22 protein-coding genes and 3 pseudogenes are annotated in these 26,484 nt (G+C 55.0%); 12 read left to right on the top strand and 13 right to left on the bottom strand.

Going from position 1 to position 26,484, the window contains the following annotated elements; translation table 11 throughout:
* From AC2FLA_RS07225 to AC2FLA_RS07205, 5 genes are read left to right on the top strand one after another with little or no spacing between them, the layout of a single operon-like run.
* Positions 1-1,062: an extracellular solute-binding protein gene (locus tag AC2FLA_RS07225; RefSeq protein WP_109310916.1), complete on the top strand. Its 1,062-nt coding sequence runs from the start codon at positions 1-3 to the stop codon at positions 1,060-1,062.
* Between the two features lie 60 nt (positions 1,063-1,122).
* Positions 1,123-3,183 (top strand): oxidoreductase, encoded by a 2,061-nt coding sequence (locus AC2FLA_RS07220; RefSeq protein ID WP_496721436.1) that lies wholly within the window; start codon positions 1,123-1,125, stop codon positions 3,181-3,183.
* Positions 3,183-4,415 carry an aromatic ring-hydroxylating oxygenase subunit alpha gene (locus tag AC2FLA_RS07215; RefSeq protein ID WP_496721435.1) on the top strand — a complete coding sequence of 411 codons (1,233 nt, stop codon included), beginning with the start codon at positions 3,183-3,185 and terminating at the stop codon, positions 4,413-4,415. The genes AC2FLA_RS07220 and AC2FLA_RS07215 overlap by 1 nt, the downstream gene beginning before the upstream one ends.
* A complete protein-coding gene (locus tag AC2FLA_RS07210; protein ID WP_496721434.1) occupies positions 4,408-5,970 on the top strand; it encodes a trimethylamine methyltransferase family protein in 1,563 nt (520 codons plus the stop codon). Before AC2FLA_RS07215 ends, AC2FLA_RS07210 begins: the two co-directional genes overlap by 8 nt.
* Entirely contained in the window at positions 5,963-7,327 is a 1,365-nt protein-coding gene (locus AC2FLA_RS07205) for an aminotransferase (RefSeq protein WP_496721433.1), read from the top strand. The genes AC2FLA_RS07210 and AC2FLA_RS07205 overlap by 8 nt, the downstream gene beginning before the upstream one ends.
* 59 nt (positions 7,328-7,386) lie before the next feature.
* Here the strand turns inward: AC2FLA_RS07205 and AC2FLA_RS07200 are convergent.
* The 6 genes and pseudogenes from AC2FLA_RS07200 to AC2FLA_RS07175 form a co-directional block, all read right to left on the bottom strand.
* A pseudogene (locus AC2FLA_RS07200) lies at positions 7,387-8,070 on the bottom strand (tyrosine-type recombinase/integrase).
* A gap of 292 nt (positions 8,071-8,362) precedes the next feature.
* Positions 8,363-9,376: an alpha/beta fold hydrolase gene (locus AC2FLA_RS07195; RefSeq protein ID WP_496721432.1), complete on the bottom strand. Its 1,014-nt coding sequence runs from the start codon at positions 9,374-9,376 to the stop codon at positions 8,363-8,365.
* Positions 9,377-9,395: 19 nt separating this feature from the next.
* On the bottom strand, positions 9,396-10,835 hold the full coding sequence (locus AC2FLA_RS07190) for a glutamine synthetase family protein (protein ID WP_496721431.1): 1,440 nt from the start codon (positions 10,833-10,835) through the stop codon (positions 9,396-9,398).
* 103 nt (positions 10,836-10,938) lie between these two features.
* Entirely contained in the window at positions 10,939-11,337 is a 399-nt protein-coding gene (locus AC2FLA_RS07185; protein WP_306201564.1) for a cupin domain-containing protein, read from the bottom strand.
* A 4-nt stretch (positions 11,338-11,341) separates the two neighbouring features.
* The gene (gene gloA, locus AC2FLA_RS07180; RefSeq protein WP_085823161.1) at positions 11,342-11,776 is read right to left on the bottom strand and encodes a lactoylglutathione lyase; all 435 of its coding nucleotides are present in this window, start codon (positions 11,774-11,776) and stop codon (positions 11,342-11,344) included.
* Between the two features lie 19 nt (positions 11,777-11,795).
* Entirely contained in the window at positions 11,796-12,887 is a 1,092-nt protein-coding gene (locus AC2FLA_RS07175; protein ID WP_496721430.1) for an aromatic ring-hydroxylating oxygenase subunit alpha, read from the bottom strand.
* A gap of 523 nt (positions 12,888-13,410) precedes the next feature.
* Between AC2FLA_RS07175 and AC2FLA_RS07170 the strand changes: the two genes are divergently transcribed.
* On the top strand, positions 13,411-13,857 hold the full coding sequence (locus tag AC2FLA_RS07170) for an Lrp/AsnC family transcriptional regulator (protein ID WP_496721429.1): 447 nt from the start codon (positions 13,411-13,413) through the stop codon (positions 13,855-13,857).
* A gap of 397 nt (positions 13,858-14,254) precedes the next feature.
* On the opposite strand, the gene AC2FLA_RS07165 is transcribed toward AC2FLA_RS07170, so the two are convergent.
* Entirely contained in the window at positions 14,255-15,079 is an 825-nt protein-coding gene (locus tag AC2FLA_RS07165; RefSeq protein WP_496721428.1) for a TauD/TfdA dioxygenase family protein, read from the bottom strand.
* Between the two features lie 79 nt (positions 15,080-15,158).
* Between AC2FLA_RS07165 and AC2FLA_RS07160 the strand changes: the two are divergent.
* The 4 genes and pseudogenes from AC2FLA_RS07160 to AC2FLA_RS07145 form a co-directional block, all read left to right on the top strand.
* Positions 15,159-15,350: pseudogene (locus AC2FLA_RS07160) on the top strand (helix-turn-helix domain-containing protein); the annotation flags it as partial.
* Between the two features lie 268 nt (positions 15,351-15,618).
* On the top strand, positions 15,619-15,762 hold the full coding sequence (locus AC2FLA_RS07155; RefSeq protein ID WP_496721427.1) for a methyltransferase domain-containing protein: 144 nt from the start codon (positions 15,619-15,621) through the stop codon (positions 15,760-15,762).
* Between the two features lie 289 nt (positions 15,763-16,051).
* On the top strand, positions 16,052-16,504 hold the full coding sequence (locus tag AC2FLA_RS07150; RefSeq protein ID WP_496721426.1) for an alpha/beta fold hydrolase: 453 nt from the start codon (positions 16,052-16,054) through the stop codon (positions 16,502-16,504).
* Positions 16,431-16,766: pseudogene (locus AC2FLA_RS07145) on the top strand (integrase core domain-containing protein); the annotation flags it as partial. The gene AC2FLA_RS07150 and the pseudogene AC2FLA_RS07145, both read left to right, overlap by 74 nt.
* Here the strand turns inward: AC2FLA_RS07145 and AC2FLA_RS07140 are convergent.
* The 6 genes from AC2FLA_RS07140 to AC2FLA_RS07115 are packed head-to-tail and all read right to left on the bottom strand — an operon-like array spanning position 16,730 to position 24,202.
* On the bottom strand, positions 16,730-18,385 hold the full coding sequence (locus tag AC2FLA_RS07140; protein WP_496721425.1) for a sulfatase-like hydrolase/transferase: 1,656 nt from the start codon (positions 18,383-18,385) through the stop codon (positions 16,730-16,732). The pseudogene AC2FLA_RS07145 and the gene AC2FLA_RS07140 overlap by 37 nt on opposite strands.
* Positions 18,382-19,617, bottom strand: coding sequence for a Tm-1-like ATP-binding domain-containing protein (locus tag AC2FLA_RS07135; RefSeq protein WP_496721424.1), 1,236 nt, complete (start codon positions 19,615-19,617; stop codon positions 18,382-18,384). Before AC2FLA_RS07135 ends, AC2FLA_RS07140 begins: the two co-directional genes overlap by 4 nt.
* Before the next feature lie 28 nt (positions 19,618-19,645).
* Positions 19,646-21,130 (bottom strand): aldehyde dehydrogenase, encoded by a 1,485-nt coding sequence (locus tag AC2FLA_RS07130; protein WP_496721423.1) that lies wholly within the window; start codon positions 21,128-21,130, stop codon positions 19,646-19,648.
* A 7-nt stretch (positions 21,131-21,137) separates the two neighbouring features.
* Positions 21,138-22,670, bottom strand: a complete 1,533-nt coding sequence (locus tag AC2FLA_RS07125; RefSeq protein WP_058278613.1) for a tripartite tricarboxylate transporter permease — start codon at positions 22,668-22,670, stop codon at positions 21,138-21,140.
* A 9-nt stretch (positions 22,671-22,679) separates the two neighbouring features.
* A complete protein-coding gene (locus AC2FLA_RS07120) occupies positions 22,680-23,216 on the bottom strand; it encodes a tripartite tricarboxylate transporter TctB family protein (protein ID WP_496721422.1) in 537 nt (178 codons plus the stop codon).
* A 56-nt stretch (positions 23,217-23,272) separates the two neighbouring features.
* A complete protein-coding gene (locus AC2FLA_RS07115) occupies positions 23,273-24,202 on the bottom strand; it encodes a tripartite tricarboxylate transporter substrate binding protein (protein ID WP_058274540.1) in 930 nt (309 codons plus the stop codon).
* Positions 24,203-24,310: 108 nt separating this feature from the next.
* Here AC2FLA_RS07115 and AC2FLA_RS07110 point away from each other — a divergent pair, with 108 nt between their 5' ends.
* Together AC2FLA_RS07110 and AC2FLA_RS07105 are read left to right on the top strand one after the other, a co-directional pair.
* The gene (locus tag AC2FLA_RS07110) at positions 24,311-25,090 is read left to right on the top strand and encodes an IclR family transcriptional regulator (protein WP_496721421.1); all 780 of its coding nucleotides are present in this window, start codon (positions 24,311-24,313) and stop codon (positions 25,088-25,090) included.
* A 35-nt stretch (positions 25,091-25,125) separates the two neighbouring features.
* On the top strand, positions 25,126-26,478 hold the full coding sequence (locus AC2FLA_RS07105) for an aminotransferase class III-fold pyridoxal phosphate-dependent enzyme (protein WP_496721420.1): 1,353 nt from the start codon (positions 25,126-25,128) through the stop codon (positions 26,476-26,478).
* Positions 26,479-26,484 lie beyond the last annotated feature (6 nt).

Raw genomic sequence — 26,484 nt, 5'->3', positions numbered from 1 at the left:
ATGAGACTTCAGGGAATTGCGGCCTTCGCATGTGCGACGGCGATAAGTACGGGAAGTGCCATAGCAGGTGGCGCTGATCTGACGGTTTTTGACTGGTCGGGATATGAAGATCCCGGGTTCTTTGCCAGCTACATGGAAAAATACGGGAATGAAGCACCAAGCTATTCCTATTTCGGAAGTCAGGAAGAAGCCTTTACGAAACTGAGTTCGGGCTTCACGGCTGATCTGGCGCATCCTTGTTCTGACGCGGTCCGGAAATGGGTCGCAGCCGACCTGATCCAGCCGCTGGATGAAAGCAAACTGACCAACTGGGCCGATGTTCTGCCCGAGATCAAGGAAGTCGACGCCATCGTCCTAGACGGCAAGCTTTACATGTTGCCGTTCGAATGGGGTAACACGGGCCTTATCTATCGTACCGACAAAATCTCAGGCGACGATATCTCGCTGCAAATGCTGGCGGACCCGGCTTATGCAGGCAAGATCGCCGTCCCGGATGCCGCGTCATCTGCGTACGCCCTGGCTGCGCTGGCCACTGGAAACGCCGACGATTACACCAATCTGAGCGACGAGCAGTTCAAGGAAGCATCTGATTTCCTGCGCTCGATCCACCCGAACATGCGCTTTTACTGGTCCGATGCAGGTCAATTTGATCAAGCCATGACCAGCGGTGAGATCGAATTGGGTTGGGCCTGGAACCAGTCAGAACTGAACCTGATCTGGAACGAAGTGCCTGCCGCGATGATGCGTGATGTCGATAAGGGCATCGCGACCTGGGCGTGCGGTTACGTGCATCTGAAGTCTTCGACGACTCCGGTCGATCAGGTCTATGATCTGTTGAACGCGCTCACTGACCCTGCCAGCGGTCAGTACATCATCGACAACTGGGGCTACCCACATTCCAACGCAAAAGCGTTCGAAGTTGCCGATCAGGCCAACATCGAAGCCTATGGTTTTGCTGACCCCAAAAGCTTCTTCGAAGGCAGTTTGTTCTTTGATGCGGTGAACCCCGAGCTTGAGGCGAAAATGCTGGCAGAATTTGAACGGATCAAAGCCGGCTTCTAACACAACCACTTTTCCGGGGCCTTACGGCTCCGGATCCCAAATACAGGAAAACGCGTGAACATGTCGAACGCGAACCCATATGCTCTGCTTTTTGAACCGGTTCAGATCGGACCAGTCACAGCCAGAAACCGCTTTTATCAGGTGCCGCATTGCACCGGGTTGGGGCATGTCCGACCGCGGGCGGATGCCGCCGTTCGTGGGATGAAGGCCGAAGGTGGGTGGGCGGTGGTTTCCAATCAGGAGACCGAGATTCACCCAACCTCAGACCTGTCTCCTTATGCCGAGGGGCGCCTATGGGACGGGCGCGATGTTCCGGCGTTGCGGCTGATGACGGATGCGGTACATGCGCATGGGGCGCTGGCAGCTATCCAGCTGGTGCACAATGGCAACCATGCGCAGAACCTGCTGACCCGGGCTCCGGTTCTTGCACCTTCTGAGATGTCCGTCGATACGACGCATCCCAAGCAGGCGCAGGCCATGGATAAAGCTGATATTCGCGAGTTCCGCCGCTGGCACCGCGAGGCCGCCCTGCGCGCAAAAGATGCCGGATTTGACATCATTTACGTCTATGCGGGACACAACATGACTTTGGCGCAACATTTCATGCTGCCACATATGAACCAGCGTAGTGATGAATATGGCGGGTCGCTCGAAAATCGTGTGCGCCTGACACGCGAACTGCTGGAAGACACCCACGAAGCTGTAGGTGACAGCTGCGCTGTGGCGCTCCGTTTTGCCATTGATGAGATGGTGGGCGCTGACGGCATGCAGGCTTCAGAAGATGGCCGTGCCGTGGTCGAGCTTTTGGCCGATCTTCCTGACCTATGGGATGTGAACGTTGCCGACTGGTCCAATGACAGTGCCACAACCCGTTTTCAGCCGGAGGATGGCTATCAGAACGCGTTTCTCTCGCACGTCAAACAGATCACACGGAAACCTGTGGTTGGTGTCGGTCGCCTGACGTCCCCCGATATGATGCTGTCGATGGTCAAAAAGGGAATTGTCGACCTTATCGGAGCGGCGCGACCTTCCATCGCGGACCCATTCATTCCCAAAAAGATTGAAGAGGGCCGCATTGATGAAATCCGCGAATGCATCGGCTGTAATATCTGCGTCTCATCTGACAATCTGGGCATCCCGATCCGCTGCACCCAAAACCCGACCATGGGCGAGGAATGGCGCCGCGGTTGGCACCCCGAGATCATTGCGCCGAAAAAGAGCAACGCGGATACTTTGGTTATTGGCGGTGGCCCCGCCGGTCTTGAATGCGCCACGCAATTGGCAAGGCGAGGATATCAGGTGACCTTGGCCGAAGCCTCAGCTGAATTTGGTGGACGTGTTGCAATGGAAAGCAAACTTCCCGGCCTCGCGGCTTGGTCCCGCGTCGTCGATTATCGCCTGAATGATCTGAAGCAGCGCGGCAACGTTCAGTTGTTCACTGACAGCAGACTTGATGGCGATCAGGTAGCAGAGCTTGGCGTCGAACACGTCTTTGTGGCCACCGGCAGCCACTGGCGTACCGACGGCATGGGCCGTAGCACGCAGCGCCATATGCCTCAGATCGAGCAAAGCGCTAAAGTGCTGACGCCTGATGACATCATGAACGGCGTTCTGCCTCCGAATGGGCCGGTGATGATCTATGATGATGACCATATCTATCTGGCAGGGGTGATCGCTGAAAAACTGGCAACCGCCGGATACCAGGTGGTCTTTGTCACGCCAGAGAGTTTAGTTTCAACTTACGCTGTCAATACTTTGGAGCAGCCTCGCGTTCAGGCCCACCTGATCGAGCTTGGTATCGACATTCGATGCAATCAGGTGCTGACGGCGGTTGAAGGTGACATCGCGCGCATCGGGTGTGCCTTTACCGGTCGCGTAACGGATATTCCGTGTGCCTCGACAATTCTGGTTACCGAGCGCCACCGAGAGACAGCGCTTTATGACAGCTTGCGCGGGATCGGTTTGAAAACCCTCGAACTTATTGGCGATGCCGCGTCTCCGGGGTTGATCGTGGACGCAGTCTTCGCAGGCCACCGCGCGGCACGCGATTTTGAACGCCCAAAGGCAGAAGCGGACAAGGATTGGTTTCGCCGCGAGATAATCGATTTGGAGGATACGTGATGAACAGCCGACCGTTTGAGTTAGATGCTTTGATGGCCTCGCACCAGTACGGCCACGCGCTGCCGCGTGTATTCTATACCTCGCAAGACATCTATAACTATGACATTGCCCAGGTCTGGAACCGTAACTGGCTTTGGGCAGGGCATGTCAGCCAAATCCCAAACCCCGGAGACTATTTTCTGTTCGACTATGGCCCGGAGAGCATCATTATTGTTCGCGACCGCGAAGGAGAAGTTCGCGCTCATTTGAACGTCTGTCGGCATCGGGGATCTCGCGTCTGCACTGAACAATCCGGCAACTCCCGTGTGCTAGTTTGCCCGTATCACGCCTGGACATATGAGCTATCGGGAAAACTTCGTGCAGGCCACAACATGGGGGAACACTTTGACCCATCCAAATTCGGGCTATTTCCCGTTCAGGTGAGTGTCTTCAAAGGCCTGATTTTTGTATGTGCCGATGCAAACACGCCATCGCTTGATCCTGTCCTCAGCCAACTTTCGTCACTCGTCGAACCCTATGGTTTAGACGACTTGAAAATTGCGCATACGGCGTCATTTCCGGTTCCAGCGAATTGGAAACTGGCGGTTGAGAACTATCTTGAATGCTACCACTGCGGACCAGCACACAAAGAATACTCTCGCTCTCATAGCCTGAAATCGCCACAAGACATGGCTGGCTTGGTCGAGCCGCTGAATGCAAGGGCTGTAGAAGTCGGGCTGACGCCTGATGAATTGGCGCTTGTTGGCGAGGCTGCGCCCACCCCATTCACCAGCGGGTACTATCGGCGCTACCCGCTTTACCAAGGTTACAAAACCGGAAGCAAATCGGGCGAGGCGCTTGCGCCATTGCTTGGAACGCTGAAAGGCTTCGACGGTGGAGCAACTGACTTTGATATTGGTCCATTGAATTGGTTCCTGATTTATTCAGATCACATGGTGGGTTACCGCTTTGTTCCACGTGGTCTGCAGGAAACCGACATTCAGGTGGTCTGGCTGGTTCGCGCTGACGCCGAAGAAGGCCAGGATTACGACAAGGAAGACCTGACCTGGCTTTGGCATGTCACATCTTTGGATGACGAACGTATCATTCGCCACAACCAGTCCGGTGTGAATTCTCAATACTTCCAACCGGGGCCCTTGGGCGAAATGGAAACCTCGATCCAGGATTTTTACGATTTCTATTTCGCCATGATCAGCCCGGAACCAGAACAAAGGATGGCCGGTAATGGCTGAGGTAAAATCACGCCGTCGCGGTGGTGGTGGGCGCGCCGCGCGCATAAAGGTGCAACAGGCGACTACGGGCAACGAGGCCGTGCGTGGAGGCTTAAGCGGCGGGCGCTATAAGCCGTTGACCCAAACAGATATGGAGAACATCCACCAAGCGGCCTTGACCGTTCTGGAAAACACCGGCGTCACCGACCATTTCCCGGAACTGCTTGATCTGGTGCTGCCCAAGGGCGCGGTGATGAATGACCTCAATCGGCTGTGCTTCCCACGCGCCCTGATGGACGACATCCTGGCTGGTGCTGCCAAGGAATTTTACGTCTATGCCCGCGGAGAGCGTGAAGGCAAAGACGACATGCATTGCTCGGCTGAAAGCGTTTACTTCGCCAACTCTGGCACCGCCGTCACCACCTTCGATTCCGAGACCAAAACTTATCGCCCTTCGGTCCTGCGCGATGTTTATGATTTCACCCGTCTGGTGGACTGTTTGGATAACATTCATATGCTGGGCGACACGGTTTTGGCCACCGATGTGACCGATGATTTCGCTCACGACATGAACACCATATATGCAATGCTCGCAGGTAGCCAAAAACCTGCCTGTCTGACCTTTCGCGACCGCAGCCATATCCCGCACGCCATCCGCATGTTTGATTTAGCGCAGGGTGGTGAAGGGGCTTTCATAAAAAAGCCAAGCGTCATTTTTGGCGGCTGCCCCATGGTTTCCCCCTTGCGGATCGGCAAGGAGAATATGGAAATCCTGATTGATACTGCCAAGTTGGGCCTGACGGTCGATCTGGCTGTGCCTCCTCAGGCCGGGGCCACAGCCCCCGCGACGCTTGCGGGAACACTGGTGCAAACCGTGGCCGAAACGCTGGCCTGTGTCGCCATCGTAAACCTCATCACACCGGGCTGTCCGGTCTGCTTTGCCGCCTGGCCCTTCATCACAGATTTACGCAGCGGATCGTTCACAGGCGGCAGCGGCGAACAGGCTCTGATCGGGGCGGCAGCCATTCAGATGGGCAACCTCTATGGTCTTCCCACATCCGTTGGTGCAGGCATGACCGATGCCAAAATACCCGACGCGCAATACGGGTTGGAAAAGGCGCTAACCTTCACGCTTGCCGCTCATGCTGGTGCCAATCGTTTGTGCGAATTCGGAGGTATGATTGGTAGCCTGATGGGATGCAGCTTTGAAAGCATGGTCATCGATGACGAAGCGGGTGGTATGATCCTGCGATCGTTGCGCGGGATAGAGGTCACAGATGAAACCATGGCGGTGGATGTGATCCACCAGTGTGCCATCGACCCTGGTCACTTCCTCGGCAACCCACACACGCTGAACTATATGAACACCGAATTTGTCTACCCGCGGCTCATGGATCGTGAGCGTACAGATACATGGGAAAACGAAGGTAAAACTGACCTGCTGGACCGCGCCCGTGACAAGGCCAATTCCATTCTCGACAGCCATTTCCCCAACTACTTCGGCGCTTCAGACGCTCAGGTGCGCGAAGAGTTCCCAATTGTGATGAGCGCAGAAAGTATGGCCCGCCGTGGATAACTCTAACGCCAAGCACTGGGATAACGACCACTTCCTGCACCCGTGGGAAGGAATGGCAACCTTGGGCGAAAACGACCGGACATTTATTGAAGGTGCCAGCGGCATCCATGTGGTGAATGAAAAAGGCGAACGCTTGATCGACGGACCGGGAGGCATGTGGTGCACCCAGATCGGTTATGGGCGAGAGGAGATGGCCGAAGCCATGGCTGACCAGGCTCGGAACCTTGCCTATTTCTCGCCCTTTAACAACTCCAACTCGACTGCCGCGCGGTTCGCACGCGAAATCGCCAAACGTGCGCCGGGCGACTTGAACAATGTCTTTTTTACCACCGGCGGTTCCACTGCGGTTGATACGGCCATCCGGTTTGTCCATTTCCGCAACAACCTCTTGGGACGCCCCGAGAAAAAGAAAATCATTTCAAGGCAAAAAGCTTATCATGGAAGCACTTATCTGGCGGCCAGCATCAGTGGAAAAGAGCGTGACAGGCTTTGGCTCGACAAGGCGGATGACCTCGCACATTTCCTGCCAGACGTGAATCCGCTTTATCGTGCACCTGGTCAAAGCGAAGAGAGCTTTCTGAAAGAGAAAGTTTCGGACCTGGAAAACGCCATTGTGACGCTGGGCCAAGAAAATGTTGCTGCTTTTATCGCCGAACCGGTTCTTGCCTCAGGTGGCGTGATCGTGCCGCCAAAAGGATATCACGAAAGCTGCCTAAACATCTGCAGGAAGTATGATGTTTTATACATTTCCGACGAAGTAGTGACGGCTTTCGGGCGATTGGGCCATTGGTTTTCGTCTGAGGCAGTTTTTGGCATTCAGCCGGACATTATCACCTGTGCCAAAGGAATGACATCTGGGTATGCACCAATGGGCGCCGCGATTATCTCGGATAGATTGATCGCCGATGTTGCGGGAAAAGATGCCACCTTTTCTAATGGCTACACCTATTCTGGTCACCCTGTCAGCGCGGCCGCTGGTCTGAAAAGTATGGAAATTATTGAACGGGAAAAGCTTCTCGAACACGTTCGAAGGGTCACTCCGATTTTTCAGGATCAGCTACGGCAGCTGCGTCAGATTGATATCGTTGCCGATGTGCGCGGCATGGGGTTGATGGGATGCGTACAATGCTCAGTCGATGGTGATCCCCAGAGCGATCTGGGGTGCGACTACGAAATTGGTGGTCAAATCGATATCGAATGCCAGAAACGTGGGCTACTTGTTCGACCTGTGATCAACATGTGTGTTCTTTCACCGCCCCTTGTTATTAGCGAAAGTGAAATTGAGCAGATGTTTTCTGTCTTGCGAAAAGGGCTTGAAGCGACAAGTGCGTGGCTCGGCGGGATCAGAGGCCAATGAATCGCATGCGCTTTTGCTGTGAATGTCCGGAGATCGGGATATTACTGCAGCATTCGCATTCAGCGCTCAATGCCTGTTTTGGGCAGCCTAGGAAAGACGACCCATTGGCACTGGGTCTCAATGGCTTCGGCGATGGCTAAGGCATCCTCGAGGTCGACACCGAGATACCGGACTGTACCGTCCATCTTGGTATGGCCTGGCAAGAGCTGGACCGCTCTGAGATTGCCGATCTTTTTGTAGGTTTGGGTGACTTTCGTGCGCCTTATGGAATGGGTTCCCTATGCGCTTGCTTCAAGGCCGATAGATGTGACCCAGTCTCGAACAATCCGCGCATATTGACGTGTCGAGATGTGTAATCTTTCGTGGATTCTGCCAGGCCAGAGGTATTCTGAACCAACCATGAGTTCATCTTCCATCCATTTCCCAACAGAAGCACGGGTGCCCTCGGATATCCCGAAGCGCACAGGTTTCTGCGTCTTGCTTTGCAATAACGAAGCGCGTTCCTTGCTCTGACCCGATGACATGATATCGACCACCTTTTTCTTCACCAGATCACAGCCGCGAAGCTTGCTGTCGATTGCCATGTTGAAGAGCGCAAGATGGCGATGGTTGTCTGCAAGCTCGAGGCGAACTCGGGTTGCCCAGACATGTTTTGGTTTCAGCGGGGGCTTCTGACCCACGACACGGCCTTTGTTCCAGGCTGGGCGAAGTGCGCGAATGGCAGGTAAGTTTGGTGTATCCATGACTGATCCTCCGATCCGCCATGCCCACCCACAACGACAACCCGACGTTGACACGATCCAACATCACAGGATGCTGCGATTGCTCCGAGGTCCTCTTAGGGCTCGATTTGACCGATACTGCGACTGGTATCGGCGTCTGCAGTGGGCTTTAAAAAGTTGACCGAACTAACCAAAGTGGATCTATACCTAAACCACCATGTATACGTTCCAGTTGCCGTATTGCCGCCCCCCACTTGCAGGAAAGCATCGGTAGCTAGTTCATACGTACAGTCCCCCAATTATTCACCAAGCGTTACTCTTCTAAAAGTTCCCGAATATTGGCATCTAACTGCGCCGTGAAACCTTTGTCATTGCCTGGGTTGGCAGCGCAATGGCCCCAAGGGGAATTGTAAGGGCGGAAGATGGCGCGAGGTATGTGGTGGGCCTCAATTTCGTTGTCCTCGGGAGGGAAATATAGATCCTGAGTACAAGGCATCAGAATGGCTCGAGCCTTGATGGCACCTAGCGCCAGTTCAAAATCTTCATTGTAAAGCGGCCCGGCTGAGATGTCGCCTGCCTGCCAAGTGGCAAGCTTTGCCAGTAAGTTGTTGGCATCCCAGCCCTGCACATGGTCCTGCTCCCAATCCTGCATCAGTTCTTCAATGGATTGAAATCCCAGCTGCCGATATAGCCCCTCGCGATAGAAGGTCTGAGAGAAGGCCCAGCCTGCGTAAACCCGGCCAAAGGCGCTAAGCCCAGCCTCGGGTGGGCTGTCATAATTACCGCCGTTCCAATTCTGATCCGCACAAAGGGCGGCCTTGACCCCTTCGAGGAAGACAAAATTATGCGGTGAGGTCTTGGCCGAGGCGCAGAAAGGCAGGATCGCCTGGACCATGTCCGGGTATTGCGCCGCCCACTGGTAGGATTGGCAGCCCGCCATTGACCAGCCAGCGACTAGGGCGATTTTCTCGATCCCCAGGTGATCATGGATCAACCGATGCTGGGCAGCGATGTTGTCCCACATCTGCACCAGCGGAAATCGCGGGCCGTCCTGCGGCGCAGGCGTATTCGATGGCGACGATGAGCGACCATTACCGAACAGGTTCGGGCTGACGATAAAATGGCGGCTTGGATCAATCGCGCGACCCGGGCCAAAGAACCCCTCGTTACGGGAACTAGTGCCGGTATAAAAGGTGGGCAGAACGATGACGTTGTCACGGGCGGCCGACATTGTACCGTAGGCCTGATAGGCAAGCTTGGCATCCTTCAATACCTCGCCCGACAAAAGCGGAAAGTCGCCCAGCTCGTAAATCTCAAAATCCGGCACCACCTGATCCTTTCCTGTCTTAGTAGAGCCGCAGATATTCCTGCACTTCCCAATCGGTGACCGATTGGTGATACCGCTCCCACTCATCGTTTTTGTATTCGAGATAGGAATTACGCATCACCGGGCCCATCACATGTTCCGCCATGGCATCGCCACGCAAAGCCTCAATCGCGTTATAGAGTGTTCGCGGCAATCGGCGGATTCCGAGCTCGGCAAGTTCAGCTTCGGTCTTAGAATAGAGATCAAAATCCGTTGGTTCGCCCGGGTCGGTCTTTTCTTTGATGCCCTTAACACTACAGCTCAGATGCATCGCCATTGCCAGATAGACGTTCATGGTCATGTCGCAGGCACGGTTTTCGATGCAGTGACGGCTTTGCGGCAGGCGGAACTGGGCCGAGCGATTGTTGAAGCCATATGTGATATTGGTCGGAGCCCAGGTGACGGTGCCGCCTTCAAAACCGCCAACGCGCGGCACCAACCCGTTATAGGAATTCACGGTCGGACAGGTGATTGCCGTGATGGCTTCGGCGTGCTGCATCAATCCGCCCACTGCCCAGCGGCTCTCGTCGCTCCAGTTGCCATCGGGGGTCTCAAAAATGTTTTCGCCGGGGCGACTTTCATGCTGCATCGACATGTTGATATGCGCCCCGGACCGCCAGTCCCCCACAGTTGGCTTTGGCATGAAGGTCACAAACAGCCCATGCTGCTTGGCCACCTCTTTCAAGGTGATGCGCAGAAAAGCCAATCGGTCGGACATTTCCAGCAGGTTGGTGTAGTGGAAATCAAGCTCAAACTGGGAGTACGCACCCTCGGCAACCACGTCATGCAGGTTCCAGCCTAATCCTTCGATGATGTCGATCAGGGTTTTTAGGAATGGCATCGAGTCGATGGAATACTCAACATCATAACCAAATGCCTGACGACGCGGACGAAGCCCATCTGCAGGGTCATCGTCAAATGCCTTTACCGGCTGCCCAGCGTCGTCGTATTTCATCACGATAAACTCGGGTTCTACCCCGGCGTAACCAGTGTACCCTTCCAGCGCGGCCTCGTGCATGGCGCGTTTCAAGGCCTGACGCGGACAAACGTTGTAAGGAGCGTCTTCCCAGTAGAGGTCCGAGAAGATGATCGCCATCGATGTGTCCCACGGACAGACGTAGACGGCCTCGAGATCCGGAACCACCACCTGATCGCTGTCGGCGGGGCTTAGCTCGGGCACGTACGAAATCGAATGCACCGCGAATTGCGGGCCTTTTCCAAGGCATAGCGGTTCAAAGTCACTCATTGGTACGGGTTTGGTTTTTGGAATACCGTGCAGGTCAATCCAGGCGGCCATCACGTATTTGACGCCGGCCTCTTCCAGACGTTGCCGTACCTCTGCGATACGCGGGCGGTTACGCTCGACAGCGTCATGGAAAGTCTCGTAGTAGATGCGGGTGCTGGCATTATCCTTGGGCATTCGGCGTCCTCCCATCGAATGGCAATCAGATTTGGTTCACCGAGGGTGACCCCTCAGTGTTGGTACTGGTTTCGGTTGTTCTGTCGCTCAGCGGTTAAGATGTTCAGCCGGGGACAAAATCGTCAGGGTCGATGCCCGGAACCTGCGTGATCCCGGCAAGCTGTTTCCAGTTGTGAGGGTAGGCGGCATAGAAGATCACGCATTTGCCGTCCGCCTCGTAGGAAATGTGGTTGTCCTTCGGGACAAACAGCACATCACCACGATTGCAAACATAGCTTTTGCCATCGCAAACCAGTCGGAATGTACCCTCAAGGCAATAAATGATCTCGTCGCAGGTCAGATCCCACGGCACCTTGATGTTGTTCAGGACGTTGATACCGCCGCACATGGACTTGCTGAATTCACTGGTCACCATCGGTTTGATGTAAGTATCGCTGTCGCCCATCGAGTCGTAGCGATTTTGAACCAGATCGAATTTGAAAAGTTGAGGTGTGTCACCCATTTGGTCAGCCTTCCTGTGCCAGGTGTTTCAGTATGGATTCGTTCAATTCGACCTTGTAACCGTCAGGGTCCTCGCAAAAGGCGATGACCCTTGTGCCGTTTTTCATTGGCCCCGGTGGGCGGGTGATGTTTACCCCCGCCGCAGCCAGCTGTTCGCACGCGGCATAAACATCTGGCGTTTCGATGCAGATGTGACCCCAGCCGTCGCCTTTGTCATAAGGCGTGCCCTGATCCCAATTGGCGGTCAGCTCCAGCGTTGGAAACTCGGCCTCAGGCCCATAGCCGATAAAGGTATTGGTGAATTTGCCTTCGGGGTAATCCGTGCGCCGCTGCACTTCCATACCCAGAATTCCGCAATAGAAGTCCAGTGACTTCTCCATATCTGTGACCCGCATCATCGTATGGGCCAGACGAAACCCTTTGGATATGGACTTGTTCATCGTTATTGTTCCTTCTTGCTTAGGCACCAGCTACGTCGCGCTCGATCAGATCCTGAAAGGCGCGCACGCTGTCTTCCCAAGCTGGCGACAACAGGCCTCCATCCTCGGCGACTGGGGATTTGCGGCCCTCAAACATGCGTTCAACCATCTCGTGATCTTCCTTGTGGACATCCCACCAAAGGTTTCTGAGGGCTTGTACTTCCTCGGCGCTCAGTTCCTGGCCTTCTGTCGTGTAAAGTGCTCGGTACTGGCGCATCTTTCCGGGACCAATGGGCACGTTCAGATAGACGCCCAGCTGATCCGGAAAATAGCGGCCCAGAATGAAATTGGGGTACAGCGTCAGGTAGCGAGAGCTGACACCCAGACTGCCGGATGTGCCCAATTCTTCGTTCAAGTCCACGGCGCTGCCGATACAGTTGCCATCGATGAGGGTATAGTGGTTTTCCAACGGCTGATCAGTGGTTGAGGCATGGACAAACTGAACGTGGTAGGGCTCGATAAAGTTCTCCATGATCAGCTTCCAGTTGGTGCCAATCTCACCAAAGTCGAGCAGGCCAATTGGTTCCACTCTGGTGAAATCCATCCCCTCCAGCCGGCTGATCAAAGGCGCGGCATAGTCTTCGAAATCAGGCGCGTTCCCATCCAGATTGACGAAAATCCAATCATGCCAGACATGGGTGCGTACAGGCTTGAGGCGATGATTTTTGATGTCAAAGCCGTCGAACTCCTGCTTGCCGGTTCCGGCAAAATGCGGCGCAGCCCTCAGGCGGCCATCCAGGTCATAAGCCCAGGCATGATAGGGGCAGCGGATCAGCTTGCCGACGTTCTTGGGCTTGTCGACCAATGTCATGCAGCGGTGCAGGCAAACATTGTGAAAAACCTGGATGTCGCCATCACGACCGCGCACCGCCAACAGTGGCAAGTTTGCGCAGGTGACCGGATGAGCGTCGCCGGGGGTTGCCATCTGATGGGCAAACCCGATGAATACCCAGTTCTTGGCCAGGACCGTCTGGCATTCCCGCTGCCAGAACTCTTCGCTACGATACGCCCCGGCGGTCAACCCGTGCTGAGGCCCTCCAACGGCCTGGGCTCTATCCTCGGCAATTGTCATTTGTCCTCCCTTCGACACTGCCACCTGTACCCGTCGGTCCAACGACAGGCGCATGGTTTTTCCGTTTCTCGCGGTCTTCCTACTTGCCGGCTCTGTCCCGCCGCTCCGGGACTTGAGGTTTCGACTGCGAATATCGCATTCTTCGACCAGAAATTTTTCGTTTTCCGCGACTAATTGGAATTTTGAGGCAAGAATCAGAAATAATCTGGTCAAAAAACGGCATGATGGTGCGAATTTCGAATAGCGGGATCGTGTGAATAGCGAGAGTCGCAATTCCAACGGGATTTTACAGAAAATTTGGCAATAGACCCGCGTCACCGTCCTTGGAATCTGCGGTGTCGAGGGCAAAGGATGTCGTTTTCTGCACTTCCCGCCACAGAATTCACAGGGGAGAATTGCGGATTTCGATGTCCTCACCTAGTGTCAGCTACGAATGCAGCAATCGAGCATCGGGTATATGGCAGTCAAAAAGCAATCAAACGTGCGCGCCACCGCACAGAGCATTAGGTCCCCAAAGGATGACTTGAACCAACAGATCATCCGGCTGTTGCAGCAAGATGGCCGGATGGCCTTTTCGGAGATTGCGCAGCAGTTGAACGTGTCCGAAGGAACCATCCGCAACAGGGTGAGCGGTCTGCGAGACAATAACATGTTGCGGATCGTCGCGATGTCGGATCCCGTGGCCACAGAGTACACAACCGACGCGATGATTGGGTTGAATGTGGCTGTTGGCATGACCCCACGCCAGGTGGCGGAGCGGCTTAAAAAGAACCCTCGGGTTGTTTTCATTCTGTGGGTCGCGGGTCGATATGACCTGATCATTGAATTGGTCAGCGACGATGATGACGCATTGAAGGAATTTCTGGAGCATGAAATCCACGCGAATGACGATATCGCCAATGCCGACGTTATGCCGGGGCTGAAGAACTTCAAGAATCAGTTCCTGCTAAAGCAGGATGTGAGGGAATGATTGGGGAGAAGCCCATCGCTGAAGCCAATTGGGCGAAAGGATTTTGACAGAGTTTTTGCGGAGATATTATGCGCCGGTCTTAATGTCGCCTCCGACAGCAATCAGTCTTCCCAACTGTGCGAAAGATGTTGTCTGACAATTCACTGTGAATGCCGGGTTGCTTCAGCAAAATATCGCTTTGCGTTGGCGAACAACAATTGTGCTCAGACAAGCGAACGGCGGGTTTATCCCGTTTGTCACGCACTCCACTAGTTCATTTAGGTCTCAGCTTTGCGCTCGCAGCGAATGTAGGCCAAATGGGCTGCGCTTGCTCCGATGGCAGCATTGAGCCCAAAATGTCAGATTCTGCGCGGCGTATGAATGGCCGCTTCGCGCTTGCACGACCAGCATCGGACTTCTAACGCGATAAGGCTACGCCATCCACAGTGATCCTGTGCATGAGACGCCGGAACCCGTGATAATCGTTGATCGCCTTGTGCCAGGTGGCACGATTGTCCCACATTGTGATGTCGCCTTCCTGCCAGCGGACACGGGCCTGAAATTCGGGCTGTCTGCAATGTTCATATAGCATATTGAGGATGGCCGCGGATTCGTCGGCCGTCAGGTCTTCAATGTGTGTAGTAAAGACGGGGTTTATGAACAATCCACGGCGCCCGCTGAGCGGATGTGTGATGACGACAGGATGGCGCGCATCTTGCGTCGCCGCCTCGGCATTAGCCAACCTTCCGCTTTTGGCCGCCTCGCTATCCAACGTGGTCTCGCCAAAGACGTGGCGCGAAGAATGCACGGCCGTCAGCCCATCAAGAAACCGGCGCATGGAATCCGACAGAGCCTCATAGGCCGCGCCCATCGAAACGAACAGCGTATCACCGCCGTAGGGGGGCATTTCAATAGCATGCAGGATTGATCCCATCGCCGGGACCTGGTCGTAGGAATGATCGGTGTGCCAGCCTTCGCCCACCGCTTCTTTCTGGTCCTTTTCCTTCAGGACGGTTGCAATTTCAGGGTACCCGTCGACAGGTTTGAAAAAGCGGTTCACGTTGATCGGACCAAAGCGGCGCGCGAAGTCGAGATGGTCGTCCGGAGCAATGTTTTGCTCCCTGAGAACAATGACAGAGTATTTGGCGAAGGCTGCCTGGATTTCCGCGAACTGCGCACCGTCTCTTACGTCAGCTCTGACAACTTCTGCCCCCAAGCTGCCTGTCAAAGGTCTGATGTCCATCGATTCTCTCCCTGTTTTCTATCGAGAAGGGTAGGATATTGCTTGAGATCGGAAAAACTGAATTAATCTGGCGCAAAGGATGATTTTCCTGATGGTTCGATTTTCACTACGTCAACTTGCCTTTCTGTCGGAAACCGCCCGATGCGGTGGCATCGCGCCTGCGGCGAGAAATCTGAACGTCTCCGCTGCGGCGGTCTCCTCGGCGCTTGACAAACTCGAAGCGGTCACCAGCCTGACCTTGTTTGATCGTTTTCCCGCGCGCGGTGTGCGGCTGACCAGTGCATGTACGGAGTTCCTTGCCGATGCAGAGGCTCCGCTAACGCGGGCGAAGGCCCTGGACCGACGTGCCGCCAAAATGGCCAAAGGGGAAACCAGCATGATCCGGATCGGAACATACTACGCCGTATTGCTTGCGCCAGCGGTAGTAGGTCTGTTCAAGAACGTCGATTTGCCTGACCGCATCAAGACGGGACTCCCCTTGTCCCATCAGCACCTCAACCTGCCGTAACTTCGAGACAATCTCTTCCGGCATTGGTCGCTTGTTTGAGGATATTCCACTTGCGGATAGCTGCATCGACACGGTTGTGCTGACCTATACACATTGTACGGTTCAAGACGTGTCAGCAGTGCTGAGTGATGTCCGGCGTGTGCGGCGCGCAGATGGCGAGGTGCAGTTCTGCTAAAATGTCAACGCACCAACGCCTGGGGTTTCGCGCGTGCAGGATATTGTTCAGCGACCCTGAGCTTCGCTGCTTGGCGGTTGTCAGCTGACCCGCGGCGCGGCTACCGCATTGCGCCGTGCTAAGTTTCGTGTCGACGCAGACACCTTCAAGCTCGGCGGTGTCCCGTTCCCAATTGCTTGGCAAACAACCGGGCGTGCGAGCCCCCTGAAGCCAGGCGAACGCCCTGACCGCTGCCCGACCGGCCCCGATCTTTGTCTGTTTATCTAATCCCCCAACTGCAGTCAGTTTCATGACCAAACACGTATCAACCGGCTATTGTCCCCACATTGATCGAGGGGCCAGATCACACATATTGTTCCTCCACAGCGCGGCGGGCGATCATCGGATCTGGGCACCTTACGTACAGGAGCTTTCGCAGAAGTACAGATGCATAGCTCCGACCTTGCGGTGGTACGGTCAATCGCCTTGGCCGGCAACTACGTTGGAGTTCAAGGAGCAAACGCATGCAGATGATCTTGCTTCTATCATTGAAAGACTTGGTTGTGGCCCGGTGTTTGTTGTGGGTTGGTTGTATGCTTCAAATATCGCCCTACACCTGAGTGTTGACAGACCTGACCTGATCTCGGGTGTCGCGGTTTCTGAACCCAGCTCAACAAGCCTAGTCAACAAGTCTTGGGGCCAAGACCGCCTACATCGAACCAGGATCACCTTGGGAGAACGGCTACTGCGAAAGCTTCAATGAGCGGCTGCGGGACGAATTGCTCAACGGCGAGATTTTCTGTTCGCTGCGTGAGGCCCAATTCATTATCGAAAACTGGAGGAAACACTACAACACCAAACGACCCCACTGTGCTCGGGGCTATCGACCACCAGCCCCGGAAGCCTTCGTCCCAAGGGACCACAAAGGACAACCATGCACTAATTTTCAATTTGGACCACACAAGTGGGGCTGCCCACCCTGCATGTCTCACCGACGTCTGATCGTTTTCTCTATTACGTCGTAGGGCAATTCACGCTCATCATAAACACCGATAAAAATACCGACATCAGCCGCACTCCCGTCTCGCTTCTTCAGCAGCGTTTCATTTGTAACTGTTGTACGTTGCGATGGACGGCGCGCCCATTCTGACAAGCGCTTCATGAACATGTTGATCACCTCGGCATGGCCCGGGTCGGCACCGAGATCATTCAACTCTTTAGGGTCGTTTTTTAGGTCGAACAATAACGGGCGAAACCCACCATCGGCAAAGATGAATTTCCAATCCTTGTCCGCCAGCATGAACAGGCGTGCTTGTTTGGGGTCAAGGCCCAGAGCCGCGGCTTCGGGCGTGGCAGAATAATCATATTCGCTAACCACATACTCGCGCCATGCTTTGGGGTTTTGGCCATACAGGAACGGCAGTAGCGAGCGGCCTTCGATAACGTGATCCGGGACATCGCTACCTGCCAGATCAACAAATGTTGCCGCCAGATCAATACTTTCGACCAGTGCGCTACAAACAGTGCCGCGTGTTGCGTCTGCTTCTGGTGACGGGTCATAGATGATCAGTGGAACGCGCACCGACGGATCATGGAAGAGATCCTTTTCACCCATCCAATGATCACCGAGGTAGTCCCCATGGTCGGAGGTCACGACGATCATCGTGTCTTCCATGTGGCCACTCTCTTCTAGCCAATTGAACAGGCGACCCATCTGATCATCAGCCTGTTTGATCAGCCCCATATAGGCGGGTATCACCTTTTCACGCACACCCGGCTTGCTAAAGGTTTGACCGATTTCGTTCTGCATGAATTGTTCATAGACAGGGTGAGGATTATGTAACTCGCCATCCGAGCGAACCACCGGCAAAACATCCTCTGCCGTGTACATGTCATGGTACGGCGCTGGAACAATGTAAGGCCAGTGCGGCTTGATATAGGACAGGTGGCACATCCATGGCCCAGCGGAATTTGCATCCTGCGTTTTAATAAATTCAATCGCCTGTCCCGTCAGCCAGGGCGTTTCGCTATCTTCTTCCTTAATGTTTGCAGGCTTATCAGCGTGCCGCATAAACCAACCCGAAGCGACACCACCATCTTCATCAACCCCGGCATTGGCATTGTGCTGCCAGGGGTTTTCAGCCTCATACCCCTGCCCTTTCAGATACTCGTTATAGGGCGAACGTCTTTTGTCATAAAAGCCTTGCGGCCCCTCACCCCATAAGCCGTCATCACGGAGGAAGACATCAAAACCACATTCCGCGACACGTGCTCCGATAACGCCATCGCGCGAAATGCCCAGACGATCCATCCCTGCCTGATCCACGCTCATATGCGTCTTTCCGATCAACCAACTATCCATCCCACGTTCGCGCAGATGATCGCCCAGAGTAACCTCTCCGACCTTGAGCGGAAAATTGTTCCAGGCAGCGCCGTGACTGTGTACGTAACGCCCTGTGTAAAAGCTCATTCTTGAGGCACCGCAGATGGGCGATTGAACATAGCAATGGGAAAACCGCACGCCCTTGGCCGCCAGCGCATCCAGATGGGGGGTATTCAAACTCGGATGTCCGGTGCAGCTCAGGTAATCGTACCGCAGCTGATCGAACATGATAAACAGGATGTTCTTGGCTTTTCTGGTCATGTCGCCTTAACCACCCCTTCATTCATCCATTTGTCGAACTGTTTGAGTACAGCCTCGCAGAAGGTGTCGTCATTGATATGGGCATCAATTTCTGTAGTTGATGCAACCGCAGGCATCACGTTGCGGGCCTCGTCCACCATTTCGGCAAGCGCTTCCGGGTCATGCGCTTCCTGACCTTCGCGATCCCATTCCTCAACACCGCCGGTGGGCAGGAAAAAATGGGTTGGGCCGGTGGCTTGTTTCAGACGATCAGCCATTTCCCGAATAGCGGCCCGTCGCTCTTTTGCATTGAACACCGCACTTTTGATCAGGCGATTATGTTCATGGAACGAGCGGTCGGCATATTGGTCGGGAATGTCCTGCCAACCGGCAAAATCCAAAAGATCCAGCGCGCCAGGGGCCACCATTTGCGGCACGCCCACGCGCCCGGCATTTGTCAGCCGGTCACGCCCCGAGGACACCAGCGAACCTGCAAGCATGTTGGCAAATTCCTGCATGCAGAAATCCATTACACAGCAGAACGCACCCTCACCCGCAAGCTTCTCGAATGCCATACCGCCCATGCCCGTTGAATGGAACACGGCCACTTCGTATCCCCGTTCTTCCAAAGCAGGTTTCAGGGTTTTCATATAACGCAGGCAGGATGAGCCCAACGAGGTCATTCCGATCATCGGGCGATCGCGCCGGGGGCGTTGGACGGCGCGGGCTGCGCCTAAAACAGCGCCTGCGGCCTGGCTTAGCGATGAGCGGCAAACCGAGTTCATACCATAAAGCCCGCCCGCCCACAGGATCATCTGAATATCCGGCGCCAAACGGTGTGGCGGAATCAGCGGTGAAAAACTGACGGTGGAGACAATGTATTTCGGCACACCCATTGGCAAAGCTTGCGCGCAATCCAGCGCCAGATCGGTGCCCATCGTGCCACCAGTTGCGAGCATCCCATCAAATTTGCCGTCGGCGTAGACCTGTGCCACAAGCGTTGCTGCGCCCCGCGACATCACGCGAAAAGCCTTGTTTTCGTCACCGAGCGCGATCACCTCATCTATGGTCATACCACCGGCCGCGGCCACATCATGTTTGGAAATGTCTGTGGGCGTGGTTGGATCCCCAAGAACCGAGACGTCCATGGTCAGCACGTTGCCACCCTGCGCAGAGATGCACTCTTCGATGTAGCGCATCTCGGGGTCTTTGGTGTCATAGGTGCCGATCAGCAAGATAGTCTTTTCGCCCATGGTAATCTTCTCCTCGCAGGCTATCGTCTTACAGCTGAATCCAGGCTGTTTTTAGATCGAAGTACTTTTCCATTGCGTGCAATGACTTGTCGTGGCCGTTGCCAGACTGTTTTACACCACCCAAAGGCACAGTGGCGTCAGCACCGCCGTAAGTATTGACGTGAACGACGCCAGAGCGGATGCCCGCCACCATGCGATGTGCACGGCTCAGGTTTGCAGTCCACACGCCCGAGGCCAATCCATAAACGCTGTCATTTGCCAGTCGCAGTGCCTCATCTTCGTCCCTGAACGGTGTCACGGCCAAAACCGGACCAAAGACCTCATTGCGGAACAGATTGTCGGTGGGTTTGACCCCGTTCATTACAGTGGGTGCCATATAATAGCCGCCCGTTTCCGTCAGAATTCGGTCACCGCCGGCACGGCGCTCAGCACCTTCCGCTTCGGCTTGGGCGACGAAATCCAGATTGCTTTCCAATTCCGGCAATGAGTGCACTGCCCCAATCTGTGTGTTCAAATCCAGCGGGTCGCCGACGCGGAAGGCCCGTGCGTGTTTAACGATCTCGGCGACAAAATCTTCGTGAATATCCTCCTGCACCAGCAAGCGTGATCCCGCGACGCAAATCTGACCTGAATTTCGGAAAATACCTGCGGCGGAGACCTTGGCCGCCTGCGCGAGATCAGGGGCGTCGTTGAACACGATGTTGGGGGACTTTCCGCCAAGCTCCAAGTAGCAGCGTTTCAAGTTCGAGCGCGCGGAATATTCCAGAAGCCGCCGCCCTGTCGCACCCGAGCCGGTAAAAACCATGATGTCTACATCCATCGACAGGGCCAGAGTTTCACCAACCACGCTGCCTTTGCCTGTGACAACGTTCAGGACACCGTCCGGCACACCTGCCTCAAGCGCCAATTCGGCCAATCGCAAAAGTGATAGCGAGGCCGATTCCGCTGGTTTCAACACCACCGAGTTACCCGCCGCCAGCGCCGGCGCGATCTTCCACGCACCGATCATCATCGGCATGTTCCAAGGCACAATCGCGCCTACAACGCCGACAGGCGCGTGATGCACAAGACCCAGCACATTTTCAGCTGTGGGCGCAATCTGACCATAGATCTTGTCTATGGCCTCGCCATAATAGCGGAACGTGCCCGCAGCCGACATCGGCTCGGCCTTCATGGCCATGTTGATCTCAGTGCCATTGTCCCGCACACCCAGAACGGCCAGTTCCAAAGCGTGTTCTTCAATCAGATCGGCCAGTTTCAACAACACCTTCTTGCGTACAGAAGGTGCAGCCCGCGACCAGCGTCCGTCTTCAAACGCCGTGCGGGCCGCCGCAATAGCCCGCTCCATATCCTCAGGGGTGCCCTCGGCAATTTGCGTTAGAACCTGACCGTCAATTGGAGAAATGACATCCAGTTGCCCTCCTGCCGCTGCGGCCTCGTGACGCCCATCAATCAGAAGGCTCCGGGCCGGTACGGGCTGACCACGTAGCGCGTCGATGGCAAGTTGATCCATAGGTCGCTTATCCTTGCTGGTTCGGATTATCGGAATCCACGGGTTGCATCGTAGGTTCCGGCCGCAGTTTGTTTTTGAATTCGAAATACAGCGTTCGGCAGTGCAGGATCAGGATCAGAACGATCAGGCCAAACAGAATGGCCGCGATGGGCCGGTCGATGAAGTCGAGCGGCGTTTTGACCCGTGCCATTGCGCTGCGCAGCTTGGTTTCCATAATCCCGCCAAGAACCATGCCCAAAATGATTGGAACAATCGGCAGGTCCAGCCGTTTTAGGATCAACCCAAAAACCCCGAACCCGGCAGCAATGGCGCAATCGGTGATCGAATTACGCAGACTATAGACCCCCACGAACGCCAAAATCAGGATCATGACACCAAGGAACCGGGTCGGGATCTGGATAATCTTCAGCAGCAGGTTCGTCGAAAACAACAAGAACACAAGAACGATCACGTTAAGCAGGATCAGCGCCATATACAGGGCCAATACGAAATCCATCTGGTTTTCGAACAGCTGCGGTCCGGGGATCACGTTGTGGACATAAAACACCGACAGCATCATCGCCGTCAGCGCCTCGCCAGGAATACCCAGAGCCAGCAGAGGAATCATCGCAGCGCCTGGAACGGCATTGTTCGCCGCCTCGGACGCTACAAGTCCCTCGGGTGAGCCATCACCAAACTTTTCTGGGTTCTTTGACGTTTTTTGAGCATAGGTGTAGGACAGAAATTGCGATGTAAACTCGCCCGTACCCGGCACCATGCCCATGAAGACACCGATACTTGAGGACACGGTAGCAACGCGTTTCACGCCCAGAAGTTCTTTGAGACCGGCAAAGATATTGCCACTTACATGGGTGTCGCCTGGCGCGTGGTTCTTTTCCAATAGCAGCAGAAATGCCTGGCTAATCGCAAACAGACCCAGCACGACCACAATGAGATCAATGCCGGAAGCCAGCCAACTTTGATCGAAGGTGAACCGGCGGGTGTATTTCACGGGCTCCAGCCCCACCGAATTCAGGAAAATGCCGAAGGCCGCCAACATACCAGCGGCAAAAATCTGCCCCCGGTGGGCCAGCACAACCAGAATGATGCCCAATAGCGCGGCCAGGAAAATCTCGCGGCTGCCGAAATGTGGGGCGACAAGGGCCAGAACCGGTGACAACACCATCAGACAGATGATCGCAAACACGCCCCCGAAGAACGAGGCCGAATACGCCAGAGACAGCGCACGGTGGCCCTGCCCCCGTTTGGTCATGGGATATCCGTCATAAGTGGTCAGCGCGTTCACCGCTGTGCCGGGGGTGTTGATCAGAATCGCGGGAATGGCTCCGCCATACATAGACGAGCCGTAGATACCCAATAACAGGGTTAGTCCTACGATGGGCTCGAACGCAAAGGTGGCAGGCAACAGGATTGCGATGGCCACCGCCGCACCCACGCCGGGTAATGCACCGATGATGACGCCGCCGATCGAACCAATCAGCAGGGCGACGATTACCTGCCATTGCAGCAGGATAGAAATGCCGGAAAGAAGCGTTTCCATAGTGGCCCCTTACAGATAGGTCAGCGCAAAGGCGCGCACGGAATCCGGAAGGTATTCATAGACCGCTCCGGCGGGGATTTTGACCTGAAGAAAGCCACGGAAAACGATTGTGACCACAAAGCCGAAAAACGCAGCTATTCCGATAGCATTTGCACCACGAAACCCTACACGAAGGGTCAGTAAGACTGCGAACAACATGGTTGAGGGTAGATATCCCAGCTGCGGAACCACCAGCACATAGATCAGGAAATAGGCAACATATTCGAACGACCGAACCCAAAACCCGACCTCGGTCCAGCGGCCGCTGATCCGGTCTGACAAGGCCGAGCTAAGCCAATGCAGAAACCCGAACACCACCATGCACCAGATTGCAATTGTGGGCCAAAGACCCGGCTGCGCGAACCATTTGGTTCGTTTGACGACCTTGGTCTGATCACCCAGTTGGGACAAAAGAAACACCGCGAATGCCAGAAACAGTACGGCGAAAACGACATCGCCGGGTCGGCGATATCTTTTGAACATGTCCTGTAAAGTCTTTGCAATCATCGTTTCCTCCCAACCTGAAAGAGGCGTGAGGCAGCGCCCCACGCCCGATCTGGATCTTACTCGCCCAGAATTTCTTCAATCTTAGCGAAAGAGGATTTGTCTTGCTCAATCTGAGCGTTGGATGCGTCTGGGTCCTGCCAGTAGATCAAAGCACCAGTTTCCTCAGCAAGCTGCTTGGCTTTGTCCGACTGCACCGCCTTTTGTGCTGCTGCGGTGATTTTTTCGCGTGCCTCGGGTGGAGTATCCTTGTGAACGAACAGGCCGTTCCACAATGCCAGCGGCAGATCCGGGTTGAGCTCGACGATCGTCGGCGTATCGGGGATCAGCGAAATCCGCTCGCCACCTATGCTCGCCAGAATGTTCACGTCATCCAGGCAAGGTAGAACAAGTTGCAACGTGGTGTTGATGACGTCCACGTCACCCGATGCCAGCGTGTTGCAATCCAACGCGTCAAAGGCTGCTTCACTTGCAAAATCAAATCCGCTGCTGACAGCAGCAGCAAAGGTGACCTGCGTGGGCGGCAAGACCGAGCCGAAATGACCAAGCGCCAAATCGTTGTCCTTGCCGTGTTCCGCCAGTTCTTCCCAGTTCGAGAACGGCGCATCCTTGCTGGATGCGATTACGAACGGGTAAGTCAGAAAAATACCGATCGGATCGAACGGGTTCGGGTTCAGTTCAGGGATACCGATTTCCGGTCCAATGACGGGAACGCCAATGACGAAAGAACCAATAGTGTATCCGTCCGCTGGGGCGGTGGCGACTTCGACTGCACCTGGGAACGGACCGCCGCCGCCGCCGGGCTTGTTCACGACCGCGGCCGGGACGTCGTACATGGCTTGAAATTCGTCCGCGATCATTCGCGTCAGCACGTCCTCAAGATCGCCCGGAGGCCATGGAACCACGAAGGTTACCGGTTTCTCTGGATACTCTGCCAGTGCAGCGGTTGCTGACGCTACAAATGCGGCGGTTGCTAGAAATTTCTTCATTGACACCTCCCGTTAGTGGTTCAATAAATGAACCGCGTTAACAATAATAATGTTGCGTTGTTAAGTTAATTCTGTCAAGTATAACCTGACCGGGAGGAGGCAAAACACATGGGCACCGCACTTAATGCCTTGAAAATGCTAGAGTACTTTTCAAGCTCTCAACCGGAAATCGGGCTGAGTCACATTGCGCGCCTGGCTGGTTTGAACAAGGCGACCGCCCTCCGCCACTTACGGGCACTGGAAGAGTTCGGCCTAATCGAGCAGAATCCGCAGACGAAATCATATGCCATCGGACCAGCTGCTCTACGGTTGGCCGCCCTGCGCGAAATTGCCAAGCCCGGCCTTGATGGAGCACGCCAGAAAATGCAGGCCGCGATGTATGAGGTTGGCGAGAGCCTGCACCTTACCCTGCTTGAGAAAGACACTCTACAAACCGCGTTGGTGGTTGAAACCACGCAGCACAGCGTTCGCGTAAGTCTCGACCCTAGCGAAATTATTCCGGTCAACGCGACTGCTTCGGGATTGTGCATGCTGAGCTTCGGTCCCGCTTTCCTTCTGGAACGCTTGGAATCCGACACACTCACCCGATTTACCGAGGCAACAATGACGGACCCAGAGATTATCCGTGACCGGGTTGCACAAATCGGTCAGGCGGGCTGGGCCAATAGTAATGGCAGCTTTGAAGATGGTGTCTTCGGATATGCGGCGCCTATCTTCGGTATTGATCAGATCGCGATTGGAACCATTGCGATTGCCGTTCCCGAAATTCGTGCAACCAGCGCGCGGCAGCCGCTGATTTTGACCTCACTCCACACCCTTTCGAAAGAACTGACCGCAAACTTTGGCGGCCAGATGCCCGAAAATTTTCCAACTGAATTCCACCCATGATTGACGGGCGGACTAAATCTCCGGAGACACGCTACATGAAAGACTCCAACTTTCTGAAAGAAAACAACGCCCGACATTTCTGGCAACCAATGGCGCACCCGGCAGACAGCCAGAAAAACCCGCCGACCATTCTGACCGGAGGTGAAGGAGTCAGCATCATTGATGTAGATGGTCACAAGGCGCTGGATGCAGTGGGTGGCTTATGGAACGTCAATCTGGGCTATTCCTGTGATCCGGTAAAGCAGGCCATCACCGATCAGCTGAACGCGCTGCCCTATTATTCAACCTTTCGCGGCACCAGCAACGACAAGGCGATCGAATTGTCCTACGAGTTGGCTCAGTTCTTTGCGCCTGACGGACTGACCCGTGCATTCTTTACTTCGGGTGGATCGGATTCGGTTGAGATCGCGCTGAAACTGGCGCGCCAGTATCACAAAGTACGCGGCGAGGCTGGCCGTACCAAGTTCATCAGCCTGAAACAGGGCTATCACGGCACCCATTTCGCGGCTGCCTCGGTCAATGGCAATCAAAAGTTCCGCGCGGCTTATGAGCCGATGATGCCGGGCTGTTTCCACGTGCCAGCACCCTGGACCTATCGCAATCCGTTCGATGAGACGGACCCCGAGCGTCTTGCGCAGCTTTGCGTAAAAGCGCTGGAGGCCGAAATCGCATTCCAGGGTGCAAACACCGTCGCCGCATTTATTATGGAGCCAATCTTGGGCGCAGGCGGAGTGATCCCGCCGCACAAGAGCTTTATGCCCATGGTGTGTGAGGTCTGCTCGAAGCACGGAATTTTGCTGATTTCGGACGAAATCATTACTGCCTTTGGGCGTACAGGCAGCGAAAGTGGCGCGAGACATTGGGGGGTGCAGCCCGATATCATGACAACGGCCAAAGCCATCACAAACGGCTATTTCCCATTCGGCGCGGCAATGATCTCAGGCGCGGTTGCGGAGGTGTTCGAAAGCGACACTACCGGCAAAGCTTCTGTCGATCAGGGCTACACCTATTCCGGGCACCCGGTTGGCGCGGCCGCAGCCTTGGCCACGCTTGCCGAGATCAACCGCCTGCGAGTTTGGGAAAACGCAGCTGCACGGGGGGATGAGTTGTTTGCCGGGTTGAAAAAACTGGCCGACAAATACGACGTAGTCGGTGACGTGCGAGGGGGTGAAGGTCTGATGTGCGCGCTCGAGCTGGTTTCGGATCGCGCAACCAAGGCGCCAATTGCCAAACATCTTCCGTTGCAGGTTCAAAAAGCGACTTATGAAGATGGCGTGATGGTCCGTGTATCTGGAAACAACATCATATTGTCTCCGCCGCTGGTCATCACGTCTGATGACGTAGCCAAGATCCTGGCCGCCCTAGATACAGGACTAGCGAGCCTGTAGTGATCA

This window comes from Ruegeria sp. CDSA033 (assembly GCF_059612305.1).
This window is presented reverse-complemented; position numbering and strand designations above follow the sequence as displayed.

Coding starts and splice junctions, on each gene's coding strand:
- AC2FLA_RS07225 (WP_109310916.1), top strand. CDS start 1: ATGAGACTTCAGGGAATTGCGGCCTTCGCATGTGCGACGGCGATAAGT.
- AC2FLA_RS07220 (WP_496721436.1), top strand. CDS start 1,123: ATGTCGAACGCGAACCCATATGCTCTGCTTTTTGAACCGGTTCAGATC.
- AC2FLA_RS07215 (WP_496721435.1), top strand. CDS start 3,183: ATGAACAGCCGACCGTTTGAGTTAGATGCTTTGATGGCCTCGCACCAG.
- AC2FLA_RS07210 (WP_496721434.1), top strand. CDS start 4,408: ATGGCTGAGGTAAAATCACGCCGTCGCGGTGGTGGTGGGCGCGCCGCG.
- AC2FLA_RS07190 (WP_496721431.1), bottom strand. CDS start 10,835: ATGCCCAAGGATAATGCCAGCACCCGCATCTACTACGAGACTTTCCAT.
- AC2FLA_RS07185 (WP_306201564.1), bottom strand. CDS start 11,337: ATGGGTGACACACCTCAACTTTTCAAATTCGATCTGGTTCAAAATCGC.
- gloA (WP_085823161.1), bottom strand. CDS start 11,776: ATGAACAAGTCCATATCCAAAGGGTTTCGTCTGGCCCATACGATGATG.
- AC2FLA_RS07175 (WP_496721430.1), bottom strand. CDS start 12,887: ATGACAATTGCCGAGGATAGAGCCCAGGCCGTTGGAGGGCCTCAGCAC.
- AC2FLA_RS07165 (WP_496721428.1), bottom strand. CDS start 15,079: ATGGACATCAGACCTTTGACAGGCAGCTTGGGGGCAGAAGTTGTCAGA.
- AC2FLA_RS07150 (WP_496721426.1), top strand. CDS start 16,052: ATGACCAAACACGTATCAACCGGCTATTGTCCCCACATTGATCGAGGG.
- AC2FLA_RS07140 (WP_496721425.1), bottom strand. CDS start 18,385: ATGACCAGAAAAGCCAAGAACATCCTGTTTATCATGTTCGATCAGCTG.
- AC2FLA_RS07135 (WP_496721424.1), bottom strand. CDS start 19,617: ATGGGCGAAAAGACTATCTTGCTGATCGGCACCTATGACACCAAAGAC.
- AC2FLA_RS07130 (WP_496721423.1), bottom strand. CDS start 21,130: ATGGATCAACTTGCCATCGACGCGCTACGTGGTCAGCCCGTACCGGCC.
- AC2FLA_RS07125 (WP_058278613.1), bottom strand. CDS start 22,670: ATGGAAACGCTTCTTTCCGGCATTTCTATCCTGCTGCAATGGCAGGTA.
- AC2FLA_RS07120 (WP_496721422.1), bottom strand. CDS start 23,216: ATGATTGCAAAGACTTTACAGGACATGTTCAAAAGATATCGCCGACCC.
- AC2FLA_RS07115 (WP_058274540.1), bottom strand. CDS start 24,202: ATGAAGAAATTTCTAGCAACCGCCGCATTTGTAGCGTCAGCAACCGCT.
- AC2FLA_RS07110 (WP_496721421.1), top strand. CDS start 24,311: ATGGGCACCGCACTTAATGCCTTGAAAATGCTAGAGTACTTTTCAAGC.
- AC2FLA_RS07105 (WP_496721420.1), top strand. CDS start 25,126: ATGAAAGACTCCAACTTTCTGAAAGAAAACAACGCCCGACATTTCTGG.